The 21,891-nt window shown below is 70.1% G+C and carries 18 protein-coding genes; 7 read left to right on the top strand and 11 right to left on the bottom strand.

The window, feature by feature from the left end:
* Window positions 1-34: 34 nt before the first annotated feature.
* A complete protein-coding gene (locus tag AC1Q7H_RS01975) occupies window positions 35-4,183 on the bottom strand; it encodes a translocation/assembly module TamB domain-containing protein (protein ID WP_492377827.1) in 4,149 nt (1,382 codons plus the stop codon).
* Window positions 4,184-4,223: 40 nt separating this feature from the next.
* Window positions 4,224-6,026 (bottom strand): autotransporter assembly complex protein TamA, encoded by a 1,803-nt coding sequence (locus tag AC1Q7H_RS01980; RefSeq protein ID WP_211980175.1) that lies wholly within the window; start codon window positions 6,024-6,026, stop codon window positions 4,224-4,226.
* A 167-nt stretch (window positions 6,027-6,193) separates the two neighbouring features.
* On the opposite strand from AC1Q7H_RS01980, the gene AC1Q7H_RS01985 reads away from it, so the two are divergent.
* The 3 genes from AC1Q7H_RS01985 (at window position 6,194) to panC (ending at window position 8,353) form a co-directional block, all read left to right on the top strand.
* On the top strand, window positions 6,194-6,385 hold the full coding sequence (locus AC1Q7H_RS01985) for a DUF3460 family protein (protein ID WP_013957793.1): 192 nt from the start codon (window positions 6,194-6,196) through the stop codon (window positions 6,383-6,385).
* A gap of 31 nt (window positions 6,386-6,416) precedes the next feature.
* Window positions 6,417-7,301 carry a segregation and condensation protein A gene (locus tag AC1Q7H_RS01990; RefSeq protein WP_013957794.1) on the top strand — a complete coding sequence of 295 codons (885 nt, stop codon included), beginning with the start codon at window positions 6,417-6,419 and terminating at the stop codon, window positions 7,299-7,301.
* Window positions 7,302-7,504: 203 nt separating this feature from the next.
* The gene (panC, locus tag AC1Q7H_RS01995; protein ID WP_013957795.1) at window positions 7,505-8,353 is read left to right on the top strand and encodes a pantoate--beta-alanine ligase; all 849 of its coding nucleotides are present in this window, start codon (window positions 7,505-7,507) and stop codon (window positions 8,351-8,353) included.
* A 49-nt stretch (window positions 8,354-8,402) separates the two neighbouring features.
* On the opposite strand, the gene AC1Q7H_RS02000 is transcribed toward panC, so the two are convergent.
* Both AC1Q7H_RS02000 and AC1Q7H_RS02005 read right to left on the bottom strand, forming a co-directional pair.
* Complete coding sequence (locus tag AC1Q7H_RS02000; protein ID WP_211980177.1) at window positions 8,403-9,596, bottom strand: PepSY-associated TM helix domain-containing protein; 1,194 nt, start codon at window positions 9,594-9,596, stop codon at window positions 8,403-8,405.
* Between the two features lie 132 nt (window positions 9,597-9,728).
* Entirely contained in the window at window positions 9,729-11,249 is a 1,521-nt protein-coding gene (locus AC1Q7H_RS02005; protein WP_492377826.1) for a cobyric acid synthase, read from the bottom strand.
* Window positions 11,250-11,290: 41 nt separating this feature from the next.
* Here AC1Q7H_RS02005 and cobU point away from each other — a divergent pair, with 41 nt between their 5' ends.
* Genes cobU through AC1Q7H_RS02025 form a run of 4 tightly spaced genes read left to right on the top strand, consistent with a single transcriptional unit; the run spans window position 11,291 to window position 14,894 of the window.
* Window positions 11,291-11,986: a bifunctional adenosylcobinamide kinase/adenosylcobinamide-phosphate guanylyltransferase gene (gene cobU / locus AC1Q7H_RS02010; RefSeq protein WP_041228453.1), complete on the top strand. Its 696-nt coding sequence runs from the start codon at window positions 11,291-11,293 to the stop codon at window positions 11,984-11,986.
* The gene (cbiB, locus tag AC1Q7H_RS02015; protein ID WP_492380915.1) at window positions 11,980-12,954 is read left to right on the top strand and encodes an adenosylcobinamide-phosphate synthase CbiB; all 975 of its coding nucleotides are present in this window, start codon (window positions 11,980-11,982) and stop codon (window positions 12,952-12,954) included. Before cobU ends, cbiB begins: the two co-directional genes overlap by 7 nt.
* On the top strand, window positions 12,951-13,970 hold the full coding sequence (cobD, locus tag AC1Q7H_RS02020) for a threonine-phosphate decarboxylase CobD (RefSeq protein WP_492380916.1): 1,020 nt from the start codon (window positions 12,951-12,953) through the stop codon (window positions 13,968-13,970). The genes cbiB and cobD overlap by 4 nt, the downstream gene beginning before the upstream one ends.
* Before the next feature lie 18 nt (window positions 13,971-13,988).
* Window positions 13,989-14,894, top strand: coding sequence for a cobalamin-binding protein (locus AC1Q7H_RS02025; RefSeq protein WP_211980179.1), 906 nt, complete (start codon window positions 13,989-13,991; stop codon window positions 14,892-14,894).
* Here AC1Q7H_RS02025 and AC1Q7H_RS02030 read toward each other — a convergent pair whose 3' ends face one another.
* The 7 genes from AC1Q7H_RS02030 to AC1Q7H_RS02060 are packed head-to-tail and all read right to left on the bottom strand — an operon-like array spanning window position 14,895 to window position 21,771.
* Window positions 14,895-15,476, bottom strand: coding sequence for a histidine phosphatase family protein (locus tag AC1Q7H_RS02030; RefSeq protein WP_013957802.1), 582 nt, complete (start codon window positions 15,474-15,476; stop codon window positions 14,895-14,897).
* Complete coding sequence (locus tag AC1Q7H_RS02035) at window positions 15,461-16,297, bottom strand: adenosylcobinamide-GDP ribazoletransferase (RefSeq protein WP_013957803.1); 837 nt, start codon at window positions 16,295-16,297, stop codon at window positions 15,461-15,463. The genes AC1Q7H_RS02030 and AC1Q7H_RS02035 overlap by 16 nt, the downstream gene beginning before the upstream one ends.
* Window positions 16,294-17,334 carry a nicotinate-nucleotide--dimethylbenzimidazole phosphoribosyltransferase gene (cobT, locus tag AC1Q7H_RS02040; RefSeq protein ID WP_211980182.1) on the bottom strand — a complete coding sequence of 347 codons (1,041 nt, stop codon included), beginning with the start codon at window positions 17,332-17,334 and terminating at the stop codon, window positions 16,294-16,296. The genes AC1Q7H_RS02035 and cobT overlap by 4 nt, the downstream gene beginning before the upstream one ends.
* A gap of 33 nt (window positions 17,335-17,367) precedes the next feature.
* Complete coding sequence (gene cobO / locus AC1Q7H_RS02045; protein WP_035823511.1) at window positions 17,368-18,000, bottom strand: cob(I)yrinic acid a,c-diamide adenosyltransferase; 633 nt, start codon at window positions 17,998-18,000, stop codon at window positions 17,368-17,370.
* Window positions 17,993-18,835 carry an ABC transporter ATP-binding protein gene (locus tag AC1Q7H_RS02050; RefSeq protein WP_211980183.1) on the bottom strand — a complete coding sequence of 281 codons (843 nt, stop codon included), beginning with the start codon at window positions 18,833-18,835 and terminating at the stop codon, window positions 17,993-17,995. The genes cobO and AC1Q7H_RS02050 overlap by 8 nt, the downstream gene beginning before the upstream one ends.
* Entirely contained in the window at window positions 18,832-19,839 is a 1,008-nt protein-coding gene (locus AC1Q7H_RS02055) for a FecCD family ABC transporter permease (protein ID WP_211980184.1), read from the bottom strand. The genes AC1Q7H_RS02050 and AC1Q7H_RS02055 overlap by 4 nt, the downstream gene beginning before the upstream one ends.
* Before the next feature lie 15 nt (window positions 19,840-19,854).
* On the bottom strand, window positions 19,855-21,771 hold the full coding sequence (locus AC1Q7H_RS02060; RefSeq protein WP_492380917.1) for a TonB-dependent receptor domain-containing protein: 1,917 nt from the start codon (window positions 21,769-21,771) through the stop codon (window positions 19,855-19,857).
* Window positions 21,772-21,891: the final 120 nt, after the last annotated feature.

A 21,891-nucleotide genomic window follows, 5' to 3' on the forward strand; every position in this document is an offset into this window, starting at 1 on the left:
GCGTCGCGGCGACGCGAAAGTGGCGGGGCGCCCGTCAGCGGCGCACGGGTTCGGCGACGGCTGCCGAGGCTGCCTGTGCCGCGCTGTCGGGACTGGTTGGCTGGCTCTCATCCTGCTGGCTCCTTCTGGTGTCGCTGCGACCCGAGGTCCCGCTGAACAGGTTCGCCCAGCTGTCGAAGCGGCGGTTGAACAAGACCGACAAACCGTTGATGGACCCGCCCTTGGCAATCAGCGACCAGCGCCGCGAGAACTGCCAGGTCAGCTTCACCACGTTCGAGGCCGATGTCAGGCTCTGCTCATAGCCGACCGACATACGATCGGAAATGGCCTTGCCCATGCTGACCACCTGCTGGTCATTGAGACCCGCGGTGCTGGGCCCGATCGAAAATTCGTCGATGCCGAAATGCTGCACGATCCCCTTGCCGGCCTTGCCGCCGATCATACCCAGCGCCGCGCCGCCCAGCGCGGCGCCACCCAACTGGCGCTGCTGGCCGGCACCGGCGCTTTCCGCGCCGTAGCCGAACATCAGCCACGAGAGCTTATCCTCTTCGGGCACGTTGGGCTCCGACACCAGCCGCACGCGCGGCAGCCGCACCGTGCCGGTCACCTCCACGCCCGCCTCCACTTCCTGGTTGCGGCGCATGGCGCGGATGTTCATGTTCGGGTTGTCGATCGGGCCGTTGAAGTTGATGACGCCACGCTCGATGTCCAGCTTGCGCCCGAAGGCTTCATAGGTGCCTTCGGTCACGCGCACCGTGCCGGTGGCCTTCATTGGTGCCAGGGGTTCGCTCTTGACGCCCATCTGGCCGGCCAGCAACAGGTCCGCGCCCGCGCCGCGGAAGCGGAAGTTGTTGCCCAGGTCCACGGTCAGGTCGATCACCGGGCTGAACTTGCTTGCCGGCTTGGTCTCCGGCGCCGGCGTGGCGGCAGTCTTCACGGCGCGCTGGTCCTTGCGCCGGATCACCACCACATCGTCGCCCAGCACTGGCGCACCGGCCTTGGGCAGGTCGAACAGGCCGCGGTCGACGCGGATCTTGCCGCGGATCACGACCTGCTTGTTCTCGTTGGCGATAGTGGCATCGCCCGAGACCACCAGCGTGCGCTCGGGGCTGGCGAACAGCTGCAGCTTGTCGGCGACGATCTTGCCGGTCAGGTTGGGATCGGCCTCGCCCAGCTTGACGTTGCCAGTGGCCGTGATCTTGCCGTCGCCACCGTGGAATTCCACGTGCTTGAGCTCGACCGTGTTCTGGTCCAGCACCACGCGCACGGTGCCGTCGGTCAGGCGCAGGCCCAGGTCATACAGCGTGACGGCGAGATTGTCGCCGTCGACGGTGCCGGTCAGCAGCGGCGCGCCGACCGTGCCGGCCAGGCGCATCGCCGCGGCCAGTTTGCCGTCGAAGGCGTACTGCGGGCCGGTCAGCGCTTCAAGCGATTTCAGCCGCGGCACGTCGACGGTGACCGTGCCGCCCAGGGTCGAGGCCGGGCCCACGGTCTGCAGCCCCTGCTCCTGCACCAGTCCGGCGGAGGCGTCCACCACCACCTTGCCGATGCGGCCCGACACCATGCCGCCGCGCAGCGCGATGCGGTTGCCGCCGGCCTCGGCGCGCAGGCTCGTCTCGCCCAGGCCGAGCGTGGTGAAGCCCCGGCCGGCATTGACCGACAGGTCGCCGCTGCGCCGGCGCAGTTCGGCAAAGCCGGTCGCGGTCTCGGCCAGCGCCAGGTTCCAGCGGCCGTCGATGACCAGGTCGGAGCGCACCGGCGGCTTCTCGCCGGTGATGGTTTCCATCAGCTCCAGTACATGGCCCACCTGCAGGCCGTCCAGGCTGCCCGCGCTGCGGATGCGGCCGTGGTCCCAGTCCAGGCTGTCGATCGCCAGCGTGGCGCGGTCCAGCAGCAGGCGCGCGGCGCCCAGGCGCACGCGCTGGTCGGCCACCAGCAGTTGCGTCGGCGCTGCCAGGCGCAGGTTGACGGTGCTGCGCTCTTCCAGCGTGCGGATGGTGCCGTTCCAGCCCTCCTTGCCCTTCCACGCGCCCTGCCCCGCCAGCGCCAGCTGCAATGGCCGCTTGTTCAGGCTGCCGGCCGCCTTGACGTCGAATGTATGGTTGGCCTGGGTGCCGTTGAGCGTGGCATCGAGCGTGCTCAGGCTGGCCTGCGGGCCGCGGTAGTCGCGCGCGGCCAGCTGCACCGAGAGCGGACCGTCCAGCCCGCCGCGCACCTCGGCGCGGCCGCTGGCGCTGGCCACCTTGTGCGGACCCACTTCCAGCGCCTGCGCGTTGTAGTCGGCCACCACTTCAGGTTTCTTCAGCGTGCCGGTGATGGTGGCGTCGAGCTTGAGCTTGCCGGCCACGCCAAACTTGAGCCGCTCCAGCTGCGGCGCATCGACCGCTAGCTTGAGCGCATCGCCGCGCGCGCCGAAGCTGCCGCGCAGGTTGGCCTGGTTGCCGGCCATGCTCAGCGAGGCCTCGCTTGGCAAGAGCCGCTCGCCTGCGAGGCGCACCTTGCCGCCGCCGGTCATCGGCAGGCCCGCGTATTCGCTCTCATGCACGGCAAAATCCAGCGCCACGCCAAGCTCGGGCGCGATCTCGCCGGTCGCGGTGAAATCCGCGTTGATCCGGCCGGCGGCAACCTTGGCCAGGCGCGAGGGATCGAACGAGGCCAGCTTGCCCTTGAAGCTGAACGGCTGCTTGTCTTTCAGGCCGAGCTTGCCTTCCGCGGTCAGCAAACCCGGCCCCACCGCGGCGCGCAGCGTGGCCAGCGTGACCGCCTCGGCATCGATGCTGGCATCGGCGAAAAGCTTGAGCGGCCCGCCCGACAAGTCCAGCGCCACGCTTTGTCGGCCCGGCTCCATCCGCACCACCACCGGGCCGGACAGGCTGGCGCTGGTCAGCGAGCCATGCAGCGCGGCCGGGTCCAGCCTGCGCACATCCAGGTCGAAACCGCCACGGCCGCCGCGCAGCGAACCGCCGCCGGCAATCTCGGCCTTGCCGGCCAGCGCCACGCGCAGGTCCGAGACGGCCTGTGCCATCTCGCTCAGCTCGACGTGGGCGCGCACCGACTGGACCGGCAGCCGCTCCTTGTCCAGCGGACCGGCTTCCAGGTTGTGGATCGCGATGTCGCCGGCGACCGCCAGCGGTGCGGGCGCCGGCACCGCCGCAGGAGCGGATGCGGAGACCCCCGATGCCGCCGGGGGAGCCGATGCCGCCACGGCACTGGCTGCCTGCGCGCCGGCACCCGCCGCCACGCCGCCCACCGGCCGCAGCTCGGCATGCACGGTCAGGTTGGCCTGTGGCGCCGACGGGCTGAACAGGCGCGGGTTGATGCGATCGCCATCGACCAGCAGGTGCGTGAACGGCACCTTGCCGAACGGCGTCAGGTCGGCGCCTGCGCGCAGGTGGATGCGGTCGCCGCTGGCCTGCAGCTCGGCACGCAGCGCGTCCAGGTTGCCCTTGGCGGTGGCATTGACGGCAAAGGCCTCATCCTGCCAGCTGCTTTCCAGCAAGGCTTCGGCGCTGAGCGCGAACGGGGCGCGTGCGCCCAGCTGGGCGTTGGCCGCCAGCTTGCCGTATGGTGTTTCCAGCTTGTCCACGCTGACGCGGTGGCGCTGGCCGTCGCTGTGCAGCGCGCCGGCCAGGTTGCTGAACACCATCGGCACGGCCGTGGGCGCCGTGCCTTGCAGCAGCGACAGCCGCTCAAGCGTCAGGGAATCGACATCGATGGCCAGCGGCAGTTCGAGCGACGTGGGCTTCTGCATCGGCTCGGTGCTCGGCTCGGACGGTCCGAGCTTCACTTCGGCCTTGCCGATGCGTAGCCACTGCACGTGCAGGCGCCGCGCCTGCCAGTTGAGCGCCCAGTTGCCATCCACGCGGTCCACCGCCACGCGCGTCTGGCCGCTGGCGAACACCACGTCGCGCAGGCGCAGGCCGTGCGTCACGGTGCCGCCTTCCAGCCGGCCGCTGAGCATGCCGGCCGACAGCCGCGTGGCCAGCGTCCACAGGTGGCGGGTGCCGGTCTCGGTGTGCAGCGCCGCCACGCCCGCCGCCACCAGCGCCACCATCAGCAGCAGCAGGATGCCGGCCAGCCAGGCCAGCACGCGCCACAGCCGCCGCCGCTTGCGCGGCGCGGGCGGGGTCGGCGTCCGGGCCGAATCGCCGCCGGGCACCGAAGGCAGATCGTGAGCGCTCATGCCGGCATCCGGGTCAGGCGGGAAAGACAAGGGTGCCGCATCAGAACGCCACCCCCAGCGAGATATGCGGCCGGAACTGCTGCGCCTGGATGCCGTAGCCCAGGTCCAGCTGCAGCGGGCCCACCGGCGTGCGCCAGCGCACGCCGACGCCCACGCCGTTGTAGATGGTCACGCCGCGCAGGTTGTCGGCGGCAGTGCCGAGATCCCAGAACACCGCCACGCCCCAGTCCGGCTTGAACCAGTACTGGTACTCCAGGCTGCCGGTGCCCAGGTACTTGGCCGGCAAGATGCTGGAGCCGCTGGGCGTGCCGATCGACTGGTAGCTGTAGCCGCGGATCGAATCGGTGCCGCCGGCGCGAAAGCGCAGCGTGGCCGGGATCTGGCTGGAGCTGTCGCCGGTCAGGTCGGCACCGAGTTCCAGCCGTGCCACCACCAGGTCGCGCTTGCCCACCGGTATGTACTGGCGGATACGGCCGTACAGCCGCAGGAAGGTGGCATCGCTGAGGAAACCCTTGGCGGCCACCCCGACCTGGGTGCTGATCACGTTGCCGCGGCGCGGGAACACAGGATTGTCGACGTCGCGCCGCGTCCACGCAAAGGCCGGCACCAGCGCCTTGCTGATCTGGGCGGCCTGGCCCTCCGGCAGCAGCTTGTCGTAGTAGAAATCCAGCGACGTCGTCACGTCGTACTTCTCGCGCGAGCGCGAGCGCTTCAGGCCCGCGCGCAGGCTGGTGGTGTCGGTGTTCTCGATGTCGATGGTGCGCTCGTAGCTGCTGTACACGCTGTTGCGGTAGTTGCCCCTGTCCGGCGGCATCGCGGTCTCGGCGAACAGATAGGAGCGCTTCTGCTCCAGCCGCGCCTGCGAGTCGAAGGTCCAGGCGCGGTTGAACAGGTTGTAGTACGAATAGCGGCCTTCGATCTGCGCGCCGGTGTCGGTGGTAAAGCCCACGCCGCTGTTGAGCCGGTGCGCCGGATATTCGCGTACGCGCACCAGCACTGGCGAGCTCACCACGCCGTCAGCCGCCTTGTCGGCGTCCGGCGGCGGTTCCAGGTCGACCTGCACGTTGGAGAAGTACGGCTGGTTCTGGATCGCGCGCTGCAGCTCCAGCAGCCGCTCCACGCGGTACGGCTCGCCCTCGCTCAGCGGGTTGACGTTGTAGATGATCTGTTCCGGATAGCGGCGCGTGCCGGTCACCTTCAGCGGCCCCAGCAGGTAGGCCGGGCCGCTGGCGTAATGCGCGGACAAGTCCGCGCGCTGGTCGTCCGGCTCCACGCGCGCCTGCGACGCGGCCAGGCGCGCGCCGTAGTAGTTGTGGCTCTGCAGCGTGACCAGCGCGTCTTCCTTGGCCTTGTCCCAGTCGCCCTGCCGGAACGGCTCACCCACCGGCAGTCCCCACTTGGCCTGCATCTCTGCCACCTGTTCGGGCGAGCGCGTGGCTGCCGGGCCCGTCACCTGGACGTCGACATTGCGGATCAGCGTGCGCGCGCCGGGGTCGACCATCACGTGGACCACGCGCTTGTCGCCCTCGCCTTCGACGCGGGTGGTGGTGGTCGGGTCGAAGTAGCCCTCGGTGGAGGTGAGCGCCCGCACCTGCTCGCCGGCGGTCTCGACCATATAGTCAAGCTGGTCCGGCGAAAGGTCGGCGCGGTCCTTGTAGCGTGCCAGGTCGAGATGCTCTTCCAGCATTTCGCGAATCGGCTTGGGTGCCTCGACTTCGACCTCGTAGGCGGCGCGGGCCGGGCCGGCCGCCAGCGCCAGCACCGCGCCCAGCACGGCCAGTACGCGAACGGCCACGCGCGCGCGGCCAGCGGAGTTAGCGGTAATAGCGGTGTCTTGCGGCATCGCCGATTGTCCACACATACAAAGTCGGTATTTGACCACACCCGGCCTTACGCCCGGAACTTTCCGGCGCCTTGCACCAGGCCTGGATGCATTCCGGGGGGCCGATACTGTAAAATCGTGGCCCACTGCACCCATCTGGCGCCCGCGCGGGCGCATCACGGTTGAACATGGCCATCTACGAATCCGAAATCACCCAGTTCCTGAAGCAGCTCAAGCAAGAGCGCCCGACGCTGGAGGCCGAGCAGCGCGACGGCCGTGCCCTGCTGTGGGACAAGTCGCCGATCGACCTGGAAGAGCGCGCCCGCGCCGAAGCTTCGCGCGTGGCGCAGAAGCCATACGTCTACTCGCAGGACAACTGATTCCCGCCGCCCCCGCGAGCGCACGCCGCCCATGAGCGCAGGCGACCAGGACAAGCTGCCGCTGCCCGTCGAGCTGCCGGCCGTGGCCCCGGCCGTTGCAGCCGGCCCTGCCGACATGGTCGACGGGATGGCCTTCGCGCGCCTGTACGGCGAGCCGCTGTTCAAGCTGCCGCAGGACCTGTACATCCCGCCGGACGCGCTCGAGATCTTCCTGGAAGCCTTCGAGGGCCCGCTGGACCTGCTGCTGTACCTGATCCGCAAGCAGAACTTCAATGTCCTCGACATCCCGATGTCGCAGGTCACCCGGCAGTACCTGTCCTACATCGAGCAGATCCGCAAGACCAACCTTGAGCTGGCCGCCGAATACCTGCTGATGGCGGCCATGCTGATCGAGATCAAGTCGCGCATGCTGCTGCCGGTCAAGAAGGCCGACAGCGACGATGAGGCCGAGGACCCGCGTGCCGAGCTGGTGCGCCGACTGCTGGAATACGAGCAGATGAAGCTAGCCGCGCAGCGCCTGGATACGGTGCCGCAGCTGGGCCGCGACTTCCTGCGCTCGCAGGTCTATATCGAGCAGAGCCTGGCGCCGCGCTTCCCCGAAGTGGAAACCGTGGACCTGCAGTCCGCCTGGGCCGATGTGCTCAAGCGCGCCAAGCTCAACCAGCACCACAAGATCTCGCGTGAGGAACTGTCGGTGCGCGAGCACATGAGCCAGATCCTGCGCCGGCTGCAGCACTCGCGCTTCATGGAATTCTCCGAACTGTTCGAGGACGCGGTGCGCTCCGGCAAGGGCGTGCCGGTGGTGGTGGTGAACTTTATCGCCATGCTGGAGCTGTCGCGCGAAGCGCTGGTGGAGATCACCCAGGCCGAACCGTTCGCACCAATTTATGTGCGATTGGCGTACAGCCCGACCTGACCCACCCGCGGTGCGGGGTCCGGCCCCGTCCCACTTGTTCTACAATCCGCCGACAGCCGGCCCAACGGCCCACGGCGCAGGCCCCGACGGCAAGTGCCCGAAGGCCCCACGCCCGACAGAAGGCCGAGACCGGTAGTCCATGTGCCGCCCCTCGATGGACCGGCGCCCGGGTCACACCTATCACGACCAGCACACCAAGGCAGATGAAAGTCATTTCCTCCATCCAAGAGCTGCGCGACCAACTGCGCGGCCAGAACCGCGCTGCCTTCGTCCCCACTATGGGCAACCTGCACGAAGGCCACCTGTCGCTGATGCGCCTGGCACGCCAGCACGGCGACCCGGTGGTGGCATCGATCTTCGTGAACCGCCTGCAGTTCGGCCCGAACGAGGATTTCGACAAGTACCCGCGCACGCTGCAGGACGATATCGAGAAGCTGCAGCGGGAAGGCGTCTACGTGCTGTTCGCGCCGTCCGAGCGCGATATGTACCCCGAACCGCAGGAATACCGCGTCGAGCCGCCGCATGACCTGGGCGACATCCTGGAAGGCGAGTTCCGCCCCGGCTTCTTCAAGGGCGTGTGCACGGTGGTGATGAAGCTGTTCTCGTGCGCGCAGCCTCGCGTGGCGGTGTTCGGCAAGAAGGACTACCAGCAGTTGATGATCGTGCGCCGCATGGTGCAGCAGTTTGCCCTGCCGATTGACATCATCCCCGCCGAGACCATCCGTGCCGAAGACGGCCTGGCGCTGTCGTCGCGCAACCGCTATCTGAGCCCCGACGAGCGCGCCGAGGCGCCGGTGCTGTACCGCACGCTGCATGACGTGCGCGACACCGTGCTGGGCAGCGACCGCGCCGCGGCCGACCTGCTTGCGGTCGAGGCGAATGCGAAGGAATCGCTGGCCAGGCGCGGCTGGAAGCCTGACTACGTGTCGATCCGCAAGCGCGTCGACCTGCAGGCGCCGACGCGCGAGGAATTCCTCGCCGGCGAGCCGCTGGTGATCCTGACGGCCGCCAAGCTGGGCGCGACCCGGTTGATCGACAACCTGGAAATCTGAGCGGCGCCGCCGCACCAGACAAGAAAAGCAGGCCGCCGGCCTGCTTTTTTCATGCCCGGCGCATGCCGGAGCGTTGTGCGGCCTTCACCATATGCCGCTGATGGCCCCGCCGCCGCTTCCACCAGATCAGCACGCCGGTCACGGCAAACGCCAGCGGTGCCAGCCCGAACAGCGTGATGAAGACGCGCCCCGGCAGCCCGAAGGCCTCGCCGGTATGCAGCGGGAACAGCCAGTTCAGCAGCGTGTCGCCCGCCGGCGCCTCGTGCGGATCACGCACGCCCAGCGGTTTGCCGCTCCAGGCATCGAGCCACAGCCGCGTGGCACCGGTGTCCTTGCGCACCTCGCCGGGCTGGCGCAGCCGTACCTCGAACGCGTCGCCCGGCTTGCGCGGGAAGCTGATGCGGGTCACCTGCGCTTGCGGGTATTGGGCCTGCGCCGCCGCCATGATCTCGCCCACGCCCAGCTGCCGGGCCCCGGCAGGCGCCGGTGCCGAGACGTGCTTCACCGGCGGCGTCACAGTCATTACGCCCGCCACCATCGGTGTCACCCACTTCGGCAGGTTCAGGTACCAGCCGGAAAAGGCAATGATGGCCAGCACCGGCGCGGCCAGGATGCCGCCCGCGCGATGCAGCGAATAGTTGAAGCGCGACCATGAACCGCCGTGCGTGATGCGGAACGCCTGCACCACCGAGCGCAGCTTCATCTTGGGCCACCACACCGCCACGCCCACCAGCGTGGTCAGCAACAGCAGCATGCCGGCCACGCCGGTGATGGTCTTGCCGGTGTCGCCGCTAAGCAGGTAGCGATGCAGGTGGAACAGCGTGGGCAGCAGCAGCCGGCGCGACAGGCCCGCCTCGCCCCAGACCCGCTCGCCCTTCACCGCAAGCGTGACCGGATCGACCATCACCTGGCGTGAGCGGCCCGGCACCACGCCGTCGGGCCCCTTGACCGGATACCAGGCGATAAAGACGCCGTCGGCATGGGCCGGCAGCATCAGCAGGTTGGGCTTGCCGTAGGGGGGCGCAGCCAGCCGCTCGGTCACTGCCTGGACCGTGGCCGGCGAGACCGGCTCCGTCATCGGCGCGGACGCCACCAGCAGGTCAGGGTTGAGCCAGGCATCCAGTTCGTCGCGCCAGGCGATGGTCATGCCGGTCAGCCCCAACAGGACGAACAGCAGGCCAAGGCTCAGGCCGATATACAGGTGCAGTTTGACGAGGACGACGCGCAGGCGGCCGGTGACCATGAGGGGGCTGAAGTACGTTGAGCGGACGCGGCCATGCGTGGAATATGGCGCACAAGCCACTTTCACGCAGAATGCAAATGCGAAAGATTCGCGATTCTAACAGGGCCCCGCCAGGCGGCCGTGCCGCATGCGTCAGCGCCGCAGCGGCGCTAGCATCGCATCCAGGTCCAGGTGCGCGGTCATGGTGTCGGCAAGCCGCTCGATCGATGCTTCGCGCAGTGCATCGAGGTCCACCGCCTGGGCGCCGTCCAGCCCCGCCCAGCGCAGCAGCGCCTGGCAGCCGGCGGGCTCGTCGAACAGGCCGTGGACATAGGTAGCTAGCACCTGGCCGTCGGCCGAGCGTGCGCCGTCGGGCCGCACCGTGCCGTCGCCGCGGTCGAGCCACAGGGCCGGCTGCTCAAGCCCCGCGCCCGTGGTGACGCCAAGATGGATCTCGTAGCCGCGCACCGGCGCATCGGCTTCATCCAGCGCCAGCCGGCCGCCGACCTGGCGCAGTTGCTTCTCTGCCGCCAGCGTGGTCTCGAAATCCAGCCAGCCGAGCCCAGCGCTGCTGCCGACCGGGCCTTCGCGGCCATCGGGATCGTGCACCTGCCGCCCCAGCATCTGCATGCCGCCGCAGATCCCGATCAGCTTGCCGCCGTAGCGCAGGTGCCGGGCCAGCACCGCGTCCCAGCCATTGGCCCGGATGAAGTCCAGGTCGCCGCGCACGTTCTTGCTGCCGGGCAGCACCACCAGGTCCGCGGGCGGGATCGGCATGCCGGGCCCGACAAACTGCAGGTCCACCTGCGGGTGCGCGCGCAGCGCGTCGAAATCGGTATGGTTGGCGATGCGCGGCAGCACCGGCACGATCACGCGCAGGCGCTGCGCCGGCGTGCCTGCCTTGTCCGCTTGCGTGCCGATGATGGCGTCCTCGGCATCCAGATGCAGGCCGTGCAGGTAGGGCAGCACGCCGAACACCGGCTTGCCGGTGCGCGCGACCAGCCAGTCCAGTCCCGGCTCCAGCAGGCCGATATCGCCGCGGAAGCGGTTGATGATGAAGCCGGTCACGCGCGCGCGTTCGCTGTCGGACAGGCAGTCGAGCGTGCCGATCAGGTGCGCAAACACGCCGCCGCGGTCGATGTCCGCCACCAGCACCACCGGGCAGTCGACGCGCTCGGCGAAGCCCATGTTGGCGATGTCGCGCTCGCGCAGGTTGATCTCGGCGGGACTGCCGGCGCCCTCCACCAGCACCACGTCATAGGCCTGCGCCAGGCGCGTGTGCGAAGCCAGCACGGCCTTCATCGCCTCGGGCTTGTAGGCATGGTAGGCGCGCGCATCCAGGTCCAGCCGCGCGCGGCCGTGGATGATCACCTGCGCACCGGTGTCGCTGCTGGGCTTGAGCAGCACCGGGTTCATGTCGGTATGCGGCGCCAGCCGCGCGGCCTGTGCCTGCAGCGCCTGCGCGCGGCCGATCTCGCCGCCGTCGGCGGTGACCGCGCTGTTCAGCGCCATGTTCTGCGGCTTGAATGGCACCACGTGCGTGCCGGCACGCGCCAGCACCCGGCACAGGCCGGCCACGATGGTGCTCTTGCCGGCATCGGAAGTCGTGCCCTGGACCATCAGCGTGCCGCGCAGGGCACCCGGCGGCAGGGATTGCGAGGAGTCGGTCTGCATTGGCGGATTATCGCACCGGTGCCTGCAACACCTCCCGTGCGATGCCCGGATGCGGCGGCTACAATACGCGGATGGAAACCCCGGCCATCGCACCCGCCTCCGCCCCCGACACCGCCACCCAGCCGCGTGCCGCCGGCGGACACGGTAACCGCCAGCTCACCCTGGTGCTGGGCGGCGCGCGTTCCGGCAAGAGCCATTACGCCGAACAGCTCGCCACCGACCATGCCACCATCACCGGCGGACCGGTCACCTACATCGCGACCGCGCACCAGGACCCGGCGCACGCCGACCAGGAGCTCGAGGTCCGCATCGCCCTGCACCGCGCCCGCCGCCCCGCCGACTGGCGCCTGGTGGAAGAACCGGTGCACCTGGCCGATGCGCTCTACGCCAACGCGCGCCACGACGGCTGCATCCTGGTGGATTGCATGACGCTGTGGATGAACAACCTGATCTTCCCCGACGGCCGCACGTATCCTGAGCATGGCGTGATCACGCCGCCGGATGCCTTCACCGAAGAAATCGAAGCGCTGCTCTCCGCGCTGCCCACGCTGCCGGGCCATGTGATCCTGGTCACGAACGAGATCGGCTTCGGCGTGATCCCGATGGGCGCCATCACCCGCTTCTATGTCGATGAACTGGGCCGCCTGAACCAGAAGCTGGCCGCCGCCGCCGACTGCGTGCGGCTGATGGTGGCAGGCATTCCGGTTGCGGTGAAGGGTGCCGATCCCACATGCTGATGCTGGCCTGGCCGGCATGCGTGGCAGCGGCACTGACGGGCGTTCTGCTGGACCGCTGGCTGGGCGAGCCGCGCCGCTGGCATCCGCTGGTGGGCTTCGGCCGCATCGCTGCCGCACTTGAGCGGCGGCTCAACCCCGCGCCGCAGCGCGGTGCGCCCTGGCGCCAGCGCCTTGCCGGTCTCGCCGGCTGGTGTGTGCTGGTGCTGGTGCCGGGAGCGCTCGCATGGTGGCTGGTCGACGCCGCGGCCAGCCTGCACCCGGTTGCCGCCCTGGCGCTGCATGCGGTGGCGCTGTACGCCGCACTCGGCGCGCGCAGCCTGCGCCAGCATATCGCCCCGATCGCCGCCGCCCTTGCCGCGGCAGACCTGCCCGCCGCGCGCGCGCTGACCGCGCGCATCGTCTCGCGCGACACCACCGATGCCGATGCTGAAGCACTGGCCCGTGCCGCCTGTGAGTCGGCACTGGAAAACGGCAACGACGCGGTCTTCGGAGCGCTGTTCTGGTTCCTGGTCGGCGGCGCGCCCGCCGTGATCGTGTTCCGGCTGGCCAATACGCTCGATGCGATGTGGGGCTACCGCACGCCGCGGCTGCTGTATTTCGGCTGGGCCGCGGCGCGCATCGACGACGGGCTCAACCTCGTGCCCGCGCGCCTGACCGCGCTGTCCTATGCGCTGCTCGGCGCCACCGCGCAGGCGCTGCATTGCTGGCGCACGCAGGCCCCGGCATGGTCGAGTCCGAATGCCGGCCCCGTGATGGCCGCGGGCGCCGGTGCGGTGGGCGTGCGGCTCGGCGGCCCGGCGCGCTATCACGGCGAGATCGAGCAACGCCCGCCGCTGGGCGCCGGCCCCGCGCCGCAAGCCGCGCACGTGATGGCGTGCCTGCGGCTGGTCGAGCGCACCTTGTGGCTGTGGCTGGCGTTGGCAGGCGCCAGCGCGCTGGCCGTCCTTGCGGTTGCCAAGCCGACATGAACACCGCCCTGCCCACGATCCGCCACGGCGGCGACCTGCTTGCCGCGGTGCGCCGCTACGGCCGCCCCGCCGGCGACTGGCTCGACCTGTCCACCGGCATCAATCCCGACGGCTATCCGGTGCCGGCGCTGCCTGCGCGAGCGTGGCAACGGCTGCCGCAGGATGACGACGGACTGGCCGAACTGGCCGCACAGGCCTGCGGCGCGCCGCAGGCCTTGCCCGTCGCCGGCTCGCAGGCCGCCATCCGCACGCTGCCGGGTCTGCTGCGCCCGGGCCGCGTGGGCATCGCCGCGCTCGGCTACAGCGAATACGCGCCGGCCTTCGCTGCCGCGGGCCATGCGGTGGCGCCGCTGGATGAAGCGGCTTTCGCGCAAGCGGCGCTGGCCGACGAGCTCGACCATCTCGTCGTCGTGAACCCGAACAACCCGACCGGCCGCATGCTGCCCGCCGCCACGCTGCTGCGCTGGCACGCGAAGCTGGCGGCGCGCGGCGGCACGCTGCTGGTCGATGAAGCCTTTATCGATTGCCTGCCCGATGGCTCGGTAGCCGCGCAAAGCGGCAAGGCCGGCCTGGTGGTGCTGCGCTCGATCGGCAAGTTCTATGGCCTGGCCGGCATCCGCTGCGGCTTCGTACTGGCGCAGCCGGCACTGCTGGACGCGCTGCGCGAGCGCCTGGGCCACTGGACCGTATCGGGCCCGGCACGCGAGGTCGCGCAGCATGCGCTGGCCGACCACGCCTGGCAGGATGCCACCCGCGCGCGGCTGCAAGCATGCGGGGCGAAGCTGGCCGCGCTGCTGGACCGCCATGGCCTGGCGCCGGTGATGCATCCGCTGTTCTGCTGGGTGCCGCATGACGACGCCGCGCGGTTGCACCACGCGCTCGCGCAACAAGGCGTCTGGACCCGCTACTTCGACGCCGCCGGCGGCTGCCCGCCGAGCCTGCGCCTGGGCCTGCCGCCGGACCAGCCACACGCCTGGCAGCGGCTGGACGCGGCACTGGCCGCAGCCACTGCCTGAACCACTTTCCCCGATGCCATGCTGAACCGCCTGACGCCCGTTATCGCTTCCACGCTGCTGCTGGCAGCCCTGCCCGCCGCCGCCGCGGTGTCTGCCGTCGATGACTCGGGCCAGACCGTGACGCTGGCGCAGCCCGCGCGCCGCGTGATCTCGCTGGCGCCGCACGTCACCGAAATGATCTTCGCGGCCGGCGGCGGCGAGCGCATCGTCGGCACGGTCAGCTACAGCGACTACCCGCCGCAGGCGCGCGAGATCGCGCGCGTGGGCGACAACAAGGCGCTGGACCTGGAGCGCATCGCCGCGCTCAAGCCCGACCTGATCGTGGTCTGGCGCCACGGCAATGCGCAGAAGCAGACCGACCGCCTGCGCGCGCTCGGCATCCCGCTGTTCTACAGCGAGCCGCGCAGGCTGGCAGCGATTCCTGAGAACATGGAGAAGCTCGGCACGCTGCTGGGCACCGAGGCCACCGCGCGGCGCGCTGCCGACGGCTTCCGCCAGCAGGTGGAGACTCTGCGCAAGACCTACGCGGCACGCCCGCCGGTGACGGTGTTCTACCAGGTCTGGCAGCAGCCGCTGATGACGCTCAACGGCCAGCACCTGGTCAGCGACATGCTGGCGCTGTGCGGCGGGCGCAACCTGTTCGCGGCCGAGACGCCGCTGGTGCCGACCGTGTCGGTCGAAGCGGTGATCGCGGGCAACCCGGAAGCGATGCTGACCGCTGGCATGGGCGCCACGCGCTCTGACCAACCGCTGCCGGATTTCGAGATGTGGCGGCGCTGGAAGCAGGTCACGGCGGTGGCGCGCAACAACCTGTTCGTGATCGACGGCGACCTGGTCAACCGCGCCGGTCCGCGCGTGGTGCAAGGTGCCGAGCTGATCTGCAAGGACCTCGACACCGCGCGCAAGCGCCGGCCCGCACGCTGATCAGGCGGCGCGGTTCCACCAGCCGAGCCGGACCCCGCCCGGCCCCAGCGTGAAGCCGCAACTGGCACCGAAGCCCAACTCCCACTTGACCGTCGCCGCCAGCGGCACGCCCAGCCAGTGCGCGGCCAGCATGCGCATCGGGCCGGCATGGCCGACCACCCACAGGCATTGCACGCGATCCTCCGCCAGCGTTGCGGCCCAGCCGGCAACCCGCGCCATCGCCTGCGCCGGCGCTTCGCCGCCATGCGGGCGCGCGTGCAGCAGGTCGGCCGCCCACTGGTCGAGCGCGGCGCGGTCGATCGCATCCCAGGCCACGCCCTCCCAGCTGCCGAAGTCGATTTCGCGCAGCCGGGGTTCGGTGTCGATGGCCGGCGCGCCGGCCGATAACGTCTGCACCAGCGCCTGCGCGGTGCCGAGCGCGCGCGCCAGCGGGCTGGCGACAATGCGATCCGGCGTGGGCAGGCCGGCGGCGATCCGTGCCGCCGCAGGCGTCAGGGGCGCCACCAGCGGCAGGTCGAGGCAGCCATAGCAGGTGCCCGCCGGCACCTGCGGCTGCGCATGGCGGATCAGGACCACATCCATGCCGCGGCCACCAGGTAGAGCAGGATCTCGGCGCACTGCTGGGCCATGCCCAGGCAGTCGCCGGTATAGCCGCCGATGCGGCGCACGAAGTAGCGGCCGAGCAGCAGGCGCAGACCCAGCAGCGCGACCACTGCCGTCGCGCAGAACCACGGCGACACCAGCCACAGCGGCACCAGCCCGCACAGCAGCGCAAACGCCAGCCCCGCGCCGGCCAGTTTCTGCGCCACCGGCTTGGCCTTGCCTTCCGCGCGCACGTAGGTCAGCGTGGCCAGATAGCTGGCCGCCATCGCGCGGCTGGCGGCGTGCGCGGCGACGATCACCGCCAGCAGCACCATCAACCCGCCGCGCCCCGCAATCGCCACCAGCAACTGCCACTTGAGCAGCAGCGCCACCACCAGCGCGATCGCACCGAACGCGCCGATGCGCGAGTCATGCATGATGCGCAGCACGTCCTCGCGCTGCCACGCACCGCCGAAGGCATCGACGCAATCGGCCAGGCCGTCTTCATGGAAGGCCCCGGTCAGCAGCAGCGTGGCGGCCATGCCCAGCAGCACGGCCACGCCGGGCGGCCACCACAGCATTGCGCCCCAGGTGACCAGCGCGCCCACCCCGCCCACCAGCAGCCCGACCAGCGGGAAGTAGCGCGCGGCGGCGTGCAGGTAATGCGGTTCGAATCCGGCCCAGCGCGCCAGCCAGCCCGGCAGCGGCACGCGTGTGAAGTAGCCCAGCGCGGTCAGGAAATAGCGCAGCTCGCCGGCCACGCCGGCGGGGCTGCGTGGTTCGGGTGCTGGTGCAGGCACCGGGTCGGACGGCACGCTCATGGCGAGGCGGTGCTGACGCCGGCGCCGCTGAAGGTCGCCATTTCGTTCAGGAACGCCGCCGCCGAGGCCAGCAACGGCCACGCCAGCGCGGCGCCCGTGCCCTCGCCCAGGCGCAGGTCCAGCGCCAGCAGCGGCGCGGCGCCGAACTGGTCGAGCAGCGCACGGTGGCCGCGCTCATGCGAGCAGTGCGTGAACACGCAGTACTGCAGCACGTTGGGGTCCAGGCGCTGCGCCACCAGCAGCGCGGCCGTGGCGATAAAGCCATCGACCAGGATCACCATGCGGCTCGCGGCGGCGGCCAGGAAGGCGCCTGCCATCATCGCGATCTCGAAGCCGCCGAAGGTGGCCAGCACCTCCAGCGGCGCCTGCACATCGGCATGCAGCGCCAGCGCGCGCTCCAGCACCTCGCGCTTGCGCGCGAGGCCGGCATCGTCCAGCCCGGTGCCGCGCCCGATGCAGTCTGCCAGCGGCAGGCCGGTCAGCCGCTGCATCAGGCAGGCGGCCGCTGAAGTATTGGCAATGCCCATCTCGCCGAAGCCGATCACGTTGCAGCCCTGCTGCGCATGGCGCAGCACGCGCGCCATGCCGGCCGTCATCGCCGCGGCCGCCTGCGCCGATGTCATCGCCGGCTCGACCGCGAAGTTGCGGGTGCCGTCGGCAATGCGGCAGTTGACCAGGCCCGGTGCCGCCGGCAGCGGCACGCGCACGCCCGCGTCGACGATCTCCAGCGCAATGCCGTGCTGGCGCGAGAACACATTGATCGCCGCGCCGCCAGCCAGGAAGTTCTGAACCATCTGCGCGGTGACCTCGGCCGGATAGGCGCTGACACCGGCGTCGGCCACGCCATGGTCGGCGGCAAACACGATCACCGTCGGGCGCTGCAGCACCGGCCGCGCCGTGCCGAGGATCAGGCCCAGCTGCAGGGCCAGCGATTCCAGCCGGCCCAGTGCGCCGAGCGGCTTGGTCTTGTCGTCGATGGCGGCCTGCAGCACGGGGCGCAGGGCATCGTCGAGGGGAGTGATTTCCGGAAACTGCATGATGCTTTGACCTTGTATTCCAAAAGGATGCGGCTACATTTCAACGCCGCGCTGCGCCTTGATGCCCTGCTGGAAGGCATGCTTGACCGGCGTCATGTCGGTGACGGTGTCGGCCGCCTCCACCAGCGCCGGCGGCGCGCCGCGGCCGGTGATGACCACGTGCTGCATCGGCGGGCGCGCGCGCAGGTCGGCAATGACCTGCTCCACATCAAGATAGTGCAGCTTGAGCGCGATGTTCAGTTCGTCGAACAGCACCAGGCCGATGCCGGGGTCGCGCAGCATGCCGCGCGCCACTTCCCAGGCAGCCTCGGCCTTGGCCACGTCGCGGGCGCGGTCCTGCGTTTCCCAGGTATAGCCCTCACCCATCACGTGGAAGGCGCACTCGTCCGGGAAGCGGCGCAGGAACATCTCTTCGCCGGTGGGCTGCGCGCCCTTGATGAACTGGACCACGCCGGTGCGCATGCCGTGGCCGAGCGCGCGCACCACCATGCCGAAGCCCGAGCTGGACTTGCCCTTGCCATTGCCGGTGGTGATGACGATCACGCCGCGCTCGTCCTGCGCGGCGGCAATTTTGGCGTCGACGATTTCTTTCTTGCGCTCCATGCGCGCCTTGTGGCGGGCATCGCGGTCCGGGTCTTCTGCAGGCGGGTTCTGGGTATCAGTCATGATGTGTGTCGGGTATGGGTGGGGCGGCGCCGTCGGGAATCAGCGCAGTATGCGCTCCGTCGGTGACGCTGACGATGGCGGTGCGCAGCGCGCGCGAGCAGTGTTCAGGGGTCAGCACCTGGGCGGCAGTGCCATGCAGCGTCGTGCCGTCTTCTGCCATCAGCAGGGCGTGGGTGGCGTAGCGCAGCGCCAGCGTCAGGTCGTGCAGGATCACCACGATGGCATGGCGCCCGGCCCGGGCCAGCGCGGCCAGCTGTTCCAGCACCAGGATCTGGTGGCGCAGGTCCAGGTGCGAGACCGGTTCGTCCAGCAGCAGCAGCGGCGCCTGCTGCGCCAGCGCCGCGGCCAGCGAGGCGCGCTGGCGCTCGCCGCCGGACAGGGTCAGCACATCGCGCGCGGCCAGCGCCTCAATATCCATCGCGCGGATCACTTCGTGCACGATGCGGTCGTCCTCGCGCCCGCTCCAGCCCCAGCCGGACAGGTGCGGATGCCGCCCCACGCGCACGGCATCCTGCACCGACATCGAGAAGGTGTCATGCACGGCCTGCGGCAGATAGGCGCGCTGGCGCGCCAGCACCGCCGGCGCGATCTGCGCCGCCGCGGTGCCGTCGATCTCTGCGCTGCCGCCATCGGCGTGGCGCAGGCCGGCCAGCACCGTCATCAGCGTGGACTTGCCGGCACCGTTGGGCCCGGCAATGCACCATAGCTGCCCCGCGCCGATGGTCATCGTCAGGCGATCCACCAGCACGCGCTGTCCGGTGCGCAGCCGCACATCGCGCAGCGCAAGCTGCGGACAGGCGGTGAGCGGATGGGACCAGTGCGGGCCTTGGCTCATCGCGGCCTCCGCAGCAGCAGGTAGAGGAAGGTCGGCACTCCCAGCAGCCCGGTGATCACACCCACCGGCAGCTGCGCGGGCGCAATCACGGTGCGTGCGATCAGGTCGGCGGCCATCAAAAGCGCCCCGCCCAGCAGCGTGGCGGCCGGCAGCAGCAGGCGCTGGTCGTTGCCCCAAGCGAGGCGCACCAGGTGCGGCACCACCAGCCCGACAAAGCCGATCGAGCCGGCCGTGGTGATGGCCGCGGCGATGCACAGCGACGCCAGCAGGAAGGTCGCCAGCCGCACGCGGCCCACGCGCACGCCCAGCGACTGCGCCACGGTCTCGCCCAGCAGCATCACGTTGAGCGCGCGCGCCATCGGCATGGCCAGCAGCAGCGCCACCACCAGCATGGCCAGCGCGCCGCCGTAGGCGGCGGTGCCGCTCAGGTCGCCGGTCAGCCAGAACAGCATGCCGCGCAGGCGCGACTCCGGCGCAATGGAAAGGATCAGGGTAATGACCGCGCCCCAGCCTGCGGCCAGGATCACGCCGGTCAGCAACAGCCGGGCGCCCGCCTCGCGGTGGCCGCCCTGCACCTGCGGATGCAGCAGGTCGCGCCGCGCCAGCGACGCCACCAGCACCATCGCCGCCAGTGCACCGGCGGCGGCGGCGGCCTGCACGCCCCACCACGGCGCCAGCAGCAGCATCGCCAGCAGCGCGGCAGTGGAGGCGCCGCCCGACACGCCCAGCACATAGGGCTCGGCCAGCGGGTTGCGCAGCAGCACCTGCATCAGCGCGCCGGACAGGGCCAGCAGCCCGCCGCAGGCAAACGCCGCTGCCGCGCGCGGCAGCCGCAGTTCGCGCACGATCGCTGCGGCGGTGCCGGTGTCAGTGCCGCTGAACGCAAGCCAGAGCTCGCGCGCATCGAGCGGCACGCTGCCCAGCGCCAGCGACAACGCGAACGCCAGCAGCGCCGCGAGCGCCAGCACCAGCCAGATCGCCAGGGCGCGCCGGAACTCAGACATGGCGCGCCCGTGCGCTCATCGCTGGCGCCAGCCCAGCGTGATGAAGCCCGCGCGCCCCTGGGTGTTGTAGGGGTAGGCGAGCTGGTAATCCTTGTCGAACAGGTTTTCGACGCGGGCGGCGATGAACCATTGCTTGTCGATGTTGTAGCGGGCGTTCAGGTTGACGATACCGTATCCGCCCAGCCGGCGCGAGCCGGCATCCATGCGCGACGACGACACCAGCCATTCGCCGCCGAAGCGCCAGTTGCCGAAATCACGGCCAACATCGAGCGCGGCATGGCGGCGCGCGCGGCGCAGCAGCTGGGTGTTGGTCTGCTCGTCGACCGGGTTCTGGAAGGTCACGCTGGCGCCGAGGTCGGTGCCATACACGCTGGCGCGCCACGATGCCTCGATGCCCTGCACCTTGGCCTTGTTGACGTTCTGCGCCAGGAACATGCCGCTGGGCTGCTGCGCCGACACGATCAGGTCGTCGTAGCGCGTCTCGAAGGCGGTCACGCGCAGCAAACCGGCGCTGGCGGTGGCGTACTGCACGCCGGCCTCGACCGACTTGGCACGTTCGGGCTGCAGGTTCGGCTGGCCGAAGTTGGGGTAGTACAGCTCGTTGAAGGTCGGCGCGCGGAAGGCATTGCTGACGCTGGCGATCAGCTTGAGCGCATCAGTCACGTAGTAACCGTAGCCGGCGCGGAAGCTGCCCTGGTTGCCGAAGTCGGAATAGTGGTCGTTGCGCGCGTTGAGCTGCAGCTGGTGCTGGCCGATGCGCCCGTCATAGCCGCCGAACACCGAAAACACATTGCGCGTGGGCGCGCCGTAGGCGCTGGAGTCCAGCTCCTGCTGCAGGTAGTCGGTGCCGAACAGCAGCGTGTGGTTCGCGGCCAGCGCATACTCGTTCTGCCAGTTGAACTGGCGGTTGCGGGTATTGAAGGTGCCGTTGGGCCTGCCGTTGAGGAAGGTGTCGCTGCGGTCCTCGCTCTGCGACAGCTTGAAGTGGGTGGACCAGTCCGCCCCCACCTTGCCGTTGACGAAGGCCGACAGCGTGTACAGCTCGCTGTTGGTCCGGTTGTCGTCGGTCGGGCGGCCGAAGGCGCTGTCGAACGACAGCTTGCTCTTCGAGTAGTAGCCGGTGAAGCCCGCGTCCCAGTCCGGCGCGAAGCGGTGCTTGACCTGGCCCGACACGCTCTGGTTCTCGTACGGGTTGTCGTTGGGATTGGCGCGCGGCGCCTGCTTCGTGTTGATCGACGAGAAGCCGTCGGTCTTGAACGCCGAGCCGGTCAGGTTGAACGAGGTATCGCCGACCTGGCCGCCATAGCCGACGGTGCCCTGGCGCGTGTTGTTGCTGCCATACTCCACCTGCGCATTGGCCGCCGGCGCCTGGCCCGCGCCGCTCTTGGTGAAGATCTGCACCACGCCGCCGATGGCGTCCGAGCCGTACAGCGCCGACACATTGCCCCGCACCACCTCGATGCGCTCGATCTGGTCGGGCAGGATATTGGCCAGCTGCGCGGTGCCGCTGCTCACGGACGATACCCGCACGCCGTCGATCAGGATCAGCGTCTGGTTGGAGTTGGCGCCGCGCATGAACAGGGTGGTGTTGCTGCCCATGCCGCCGTTGGTCGAGAACTCCACGCCGGCCTGGTTGCGCAGCAGCGTGCGCAGGTCGGGCGCCTGCGAGTTGACGATGTCCTGCTGCGTCACCACCGTGGTGTGAGGCAGCGCCTCGGTAATGGCTTGCTCGGTACGGGTGGAGGTGATCACCACCGGCGCGAGCTGCGTGGTGTGGCTGTCGGGGCGGCTGCCGGTGCCGCTGTCGGCCGCTTGCGCGAACGAAGTGGCCGGAATCAGGGTGAACGAGGCGATCGCCGCCAGGATGGCGGGCACGGACGGACGCACCGCCGGGGTTGCCGGGCGGGTCGACCTGTGGAGCGATGAACGCATGATGCAGGACTGGATAGGAACGGCCGGGCCCGTTCCCCCGCGGACCATATGGCGATGAGGCGTGCCGCACACGGGCGGCAGCCCGCGTTCAGGCCGGTATCCGGGCTGGCGACACTGGAC

Source organism: Cupriavidus sp. GW823-FHT06D04 (genome assembly GCF_058795055.1).

Bases quoted from the DNA above. Each gene is read 5' to 3' on its own strand.
- AC1Q7H_RS01975 (WP_492377827.1), bottom strand. From the start codon at position 4,183: ATGAGCGCTCACGATCTGCCTTCGGTGCCCGGCGGCGATTCGGCCCGG.
- AC1Q7H_RS01980 (WP_211980175.1), bottom strand. From the start codon at position 6,026: ATGCCGCAAGACACCGCTATTACCGCTAACTCCGCTGGCCGCGCGCGC.
- AC1Q7H_RS01985 (WP_013957793.1), top strand. From the start codon at position 6,194: ATGGCCATCTACGAATCCGAAATCACCCAGTTCCTGAAGCAGCTCAAG.
- AC1Q7H_RS01990 (WP_013957794.1), top strand. From the start codon at position 6,417: ATGAGCGCAGGCGACCAGGACAAGCTGCCGCTGCCCGTCGAGCTGCCG.
- panC (WP_013957795.1), top strand. From the start codon at position 7,505: ATGAAAGTCATTTCCTCCATCCAAGAGCTGCGCGACCAACTGCGCGGC.
- AC1Q7H_RS02000 (WP_211980177.1), bottom strand. From the start codon at position 9,596: ATGGTCACCGGCCGCCTGCGCGTCGTCCTCGTCAAACTGCACCTGTAT.
- AC1Q7H_RS02005 (WP_492377826.1), bottom strand. From the start codon at position 11,249: ATGCAGACCGACTCCTCGCAATCCCTGCCGCCGGGTGCCCTGCGCGGC.
- cobU (WP_041228453.1), top strand. From the start codon at position 11,291: ATGCCCGGATGCGGCGGCTACAATACGCGGATGGAAACCCCGGCCATC.
- cbiB (WP_492380915.1), top strand. From the start codon at position 11,980: ATGCTGATGCTGGCCTGGCCGGCATGCGTGGCAGCGGCACTGACGGGC.
- cobD (WP_492380916.1), top strand. From the start codon at position 12,951: ATGAACACCGCCCTGCCCACGATCCGCCACGGCGGCGACCTGCTTGCC.
- AC1Q7H_RS02025 (WP_211980179.1), top strand. From the start codon at position 13,989: ATGCTGAACCGCCTGACGCCCGTTATCGCTTCCACGCTGCTGCTGGCA.
- AC1Q7H_RS02030 (WP_013957802.1), bottom strand. From the start codon at position 15,476: ATGGATGTGGTCCTGATCCGCCATGCGCAGCCGCAGGTGCCGGCGGGC.
- AC1Q7H_RS02035 (WP_013957803.1), bottom strand. From the start codon at position 16,297: ATGAGCGTGCCGTCCGACCCGGTGCCTGCACCAGCACCCGAACCACGC.
- cobT (WP_211980182.1), bottom strand. From the start codon at position 17,334: ATGCAGTTTCCGGAAATCACTCCCCTCGACGATGCCCTGCGCCCCGTG.
- cobO (WP_035823511.1), bottom strand. From the start codon at position 18,000: ATGACTGATACCCAGAACCCGCCTGCAGAAGACCCGGACCGCGATGCC.
- AC1Q7H_RS02050 (WP_211980183.1), bottom strand. From the start codon at position 18,835: ATGAGCCAAGGCCCGCACTGGTCCCATCCGCTCACCGCCTGTCCGCAG.
- AC1Q7H_RS02055 (WP_211980184.1), bottom strand. From the start codon at position 19,839: ATGTCTGAGTTCCGGCGCGCCCTGGCGATCTGGCTGGTGCTGGCGCTC.
- AC1Q7H_RS02060 (WP_492380917.1), bottom strand. From the start codon at position 21,771: ATGCGTTCATCGCTCCACAGGTCGACCCGCCCGGCAACCCCGGCGGTG.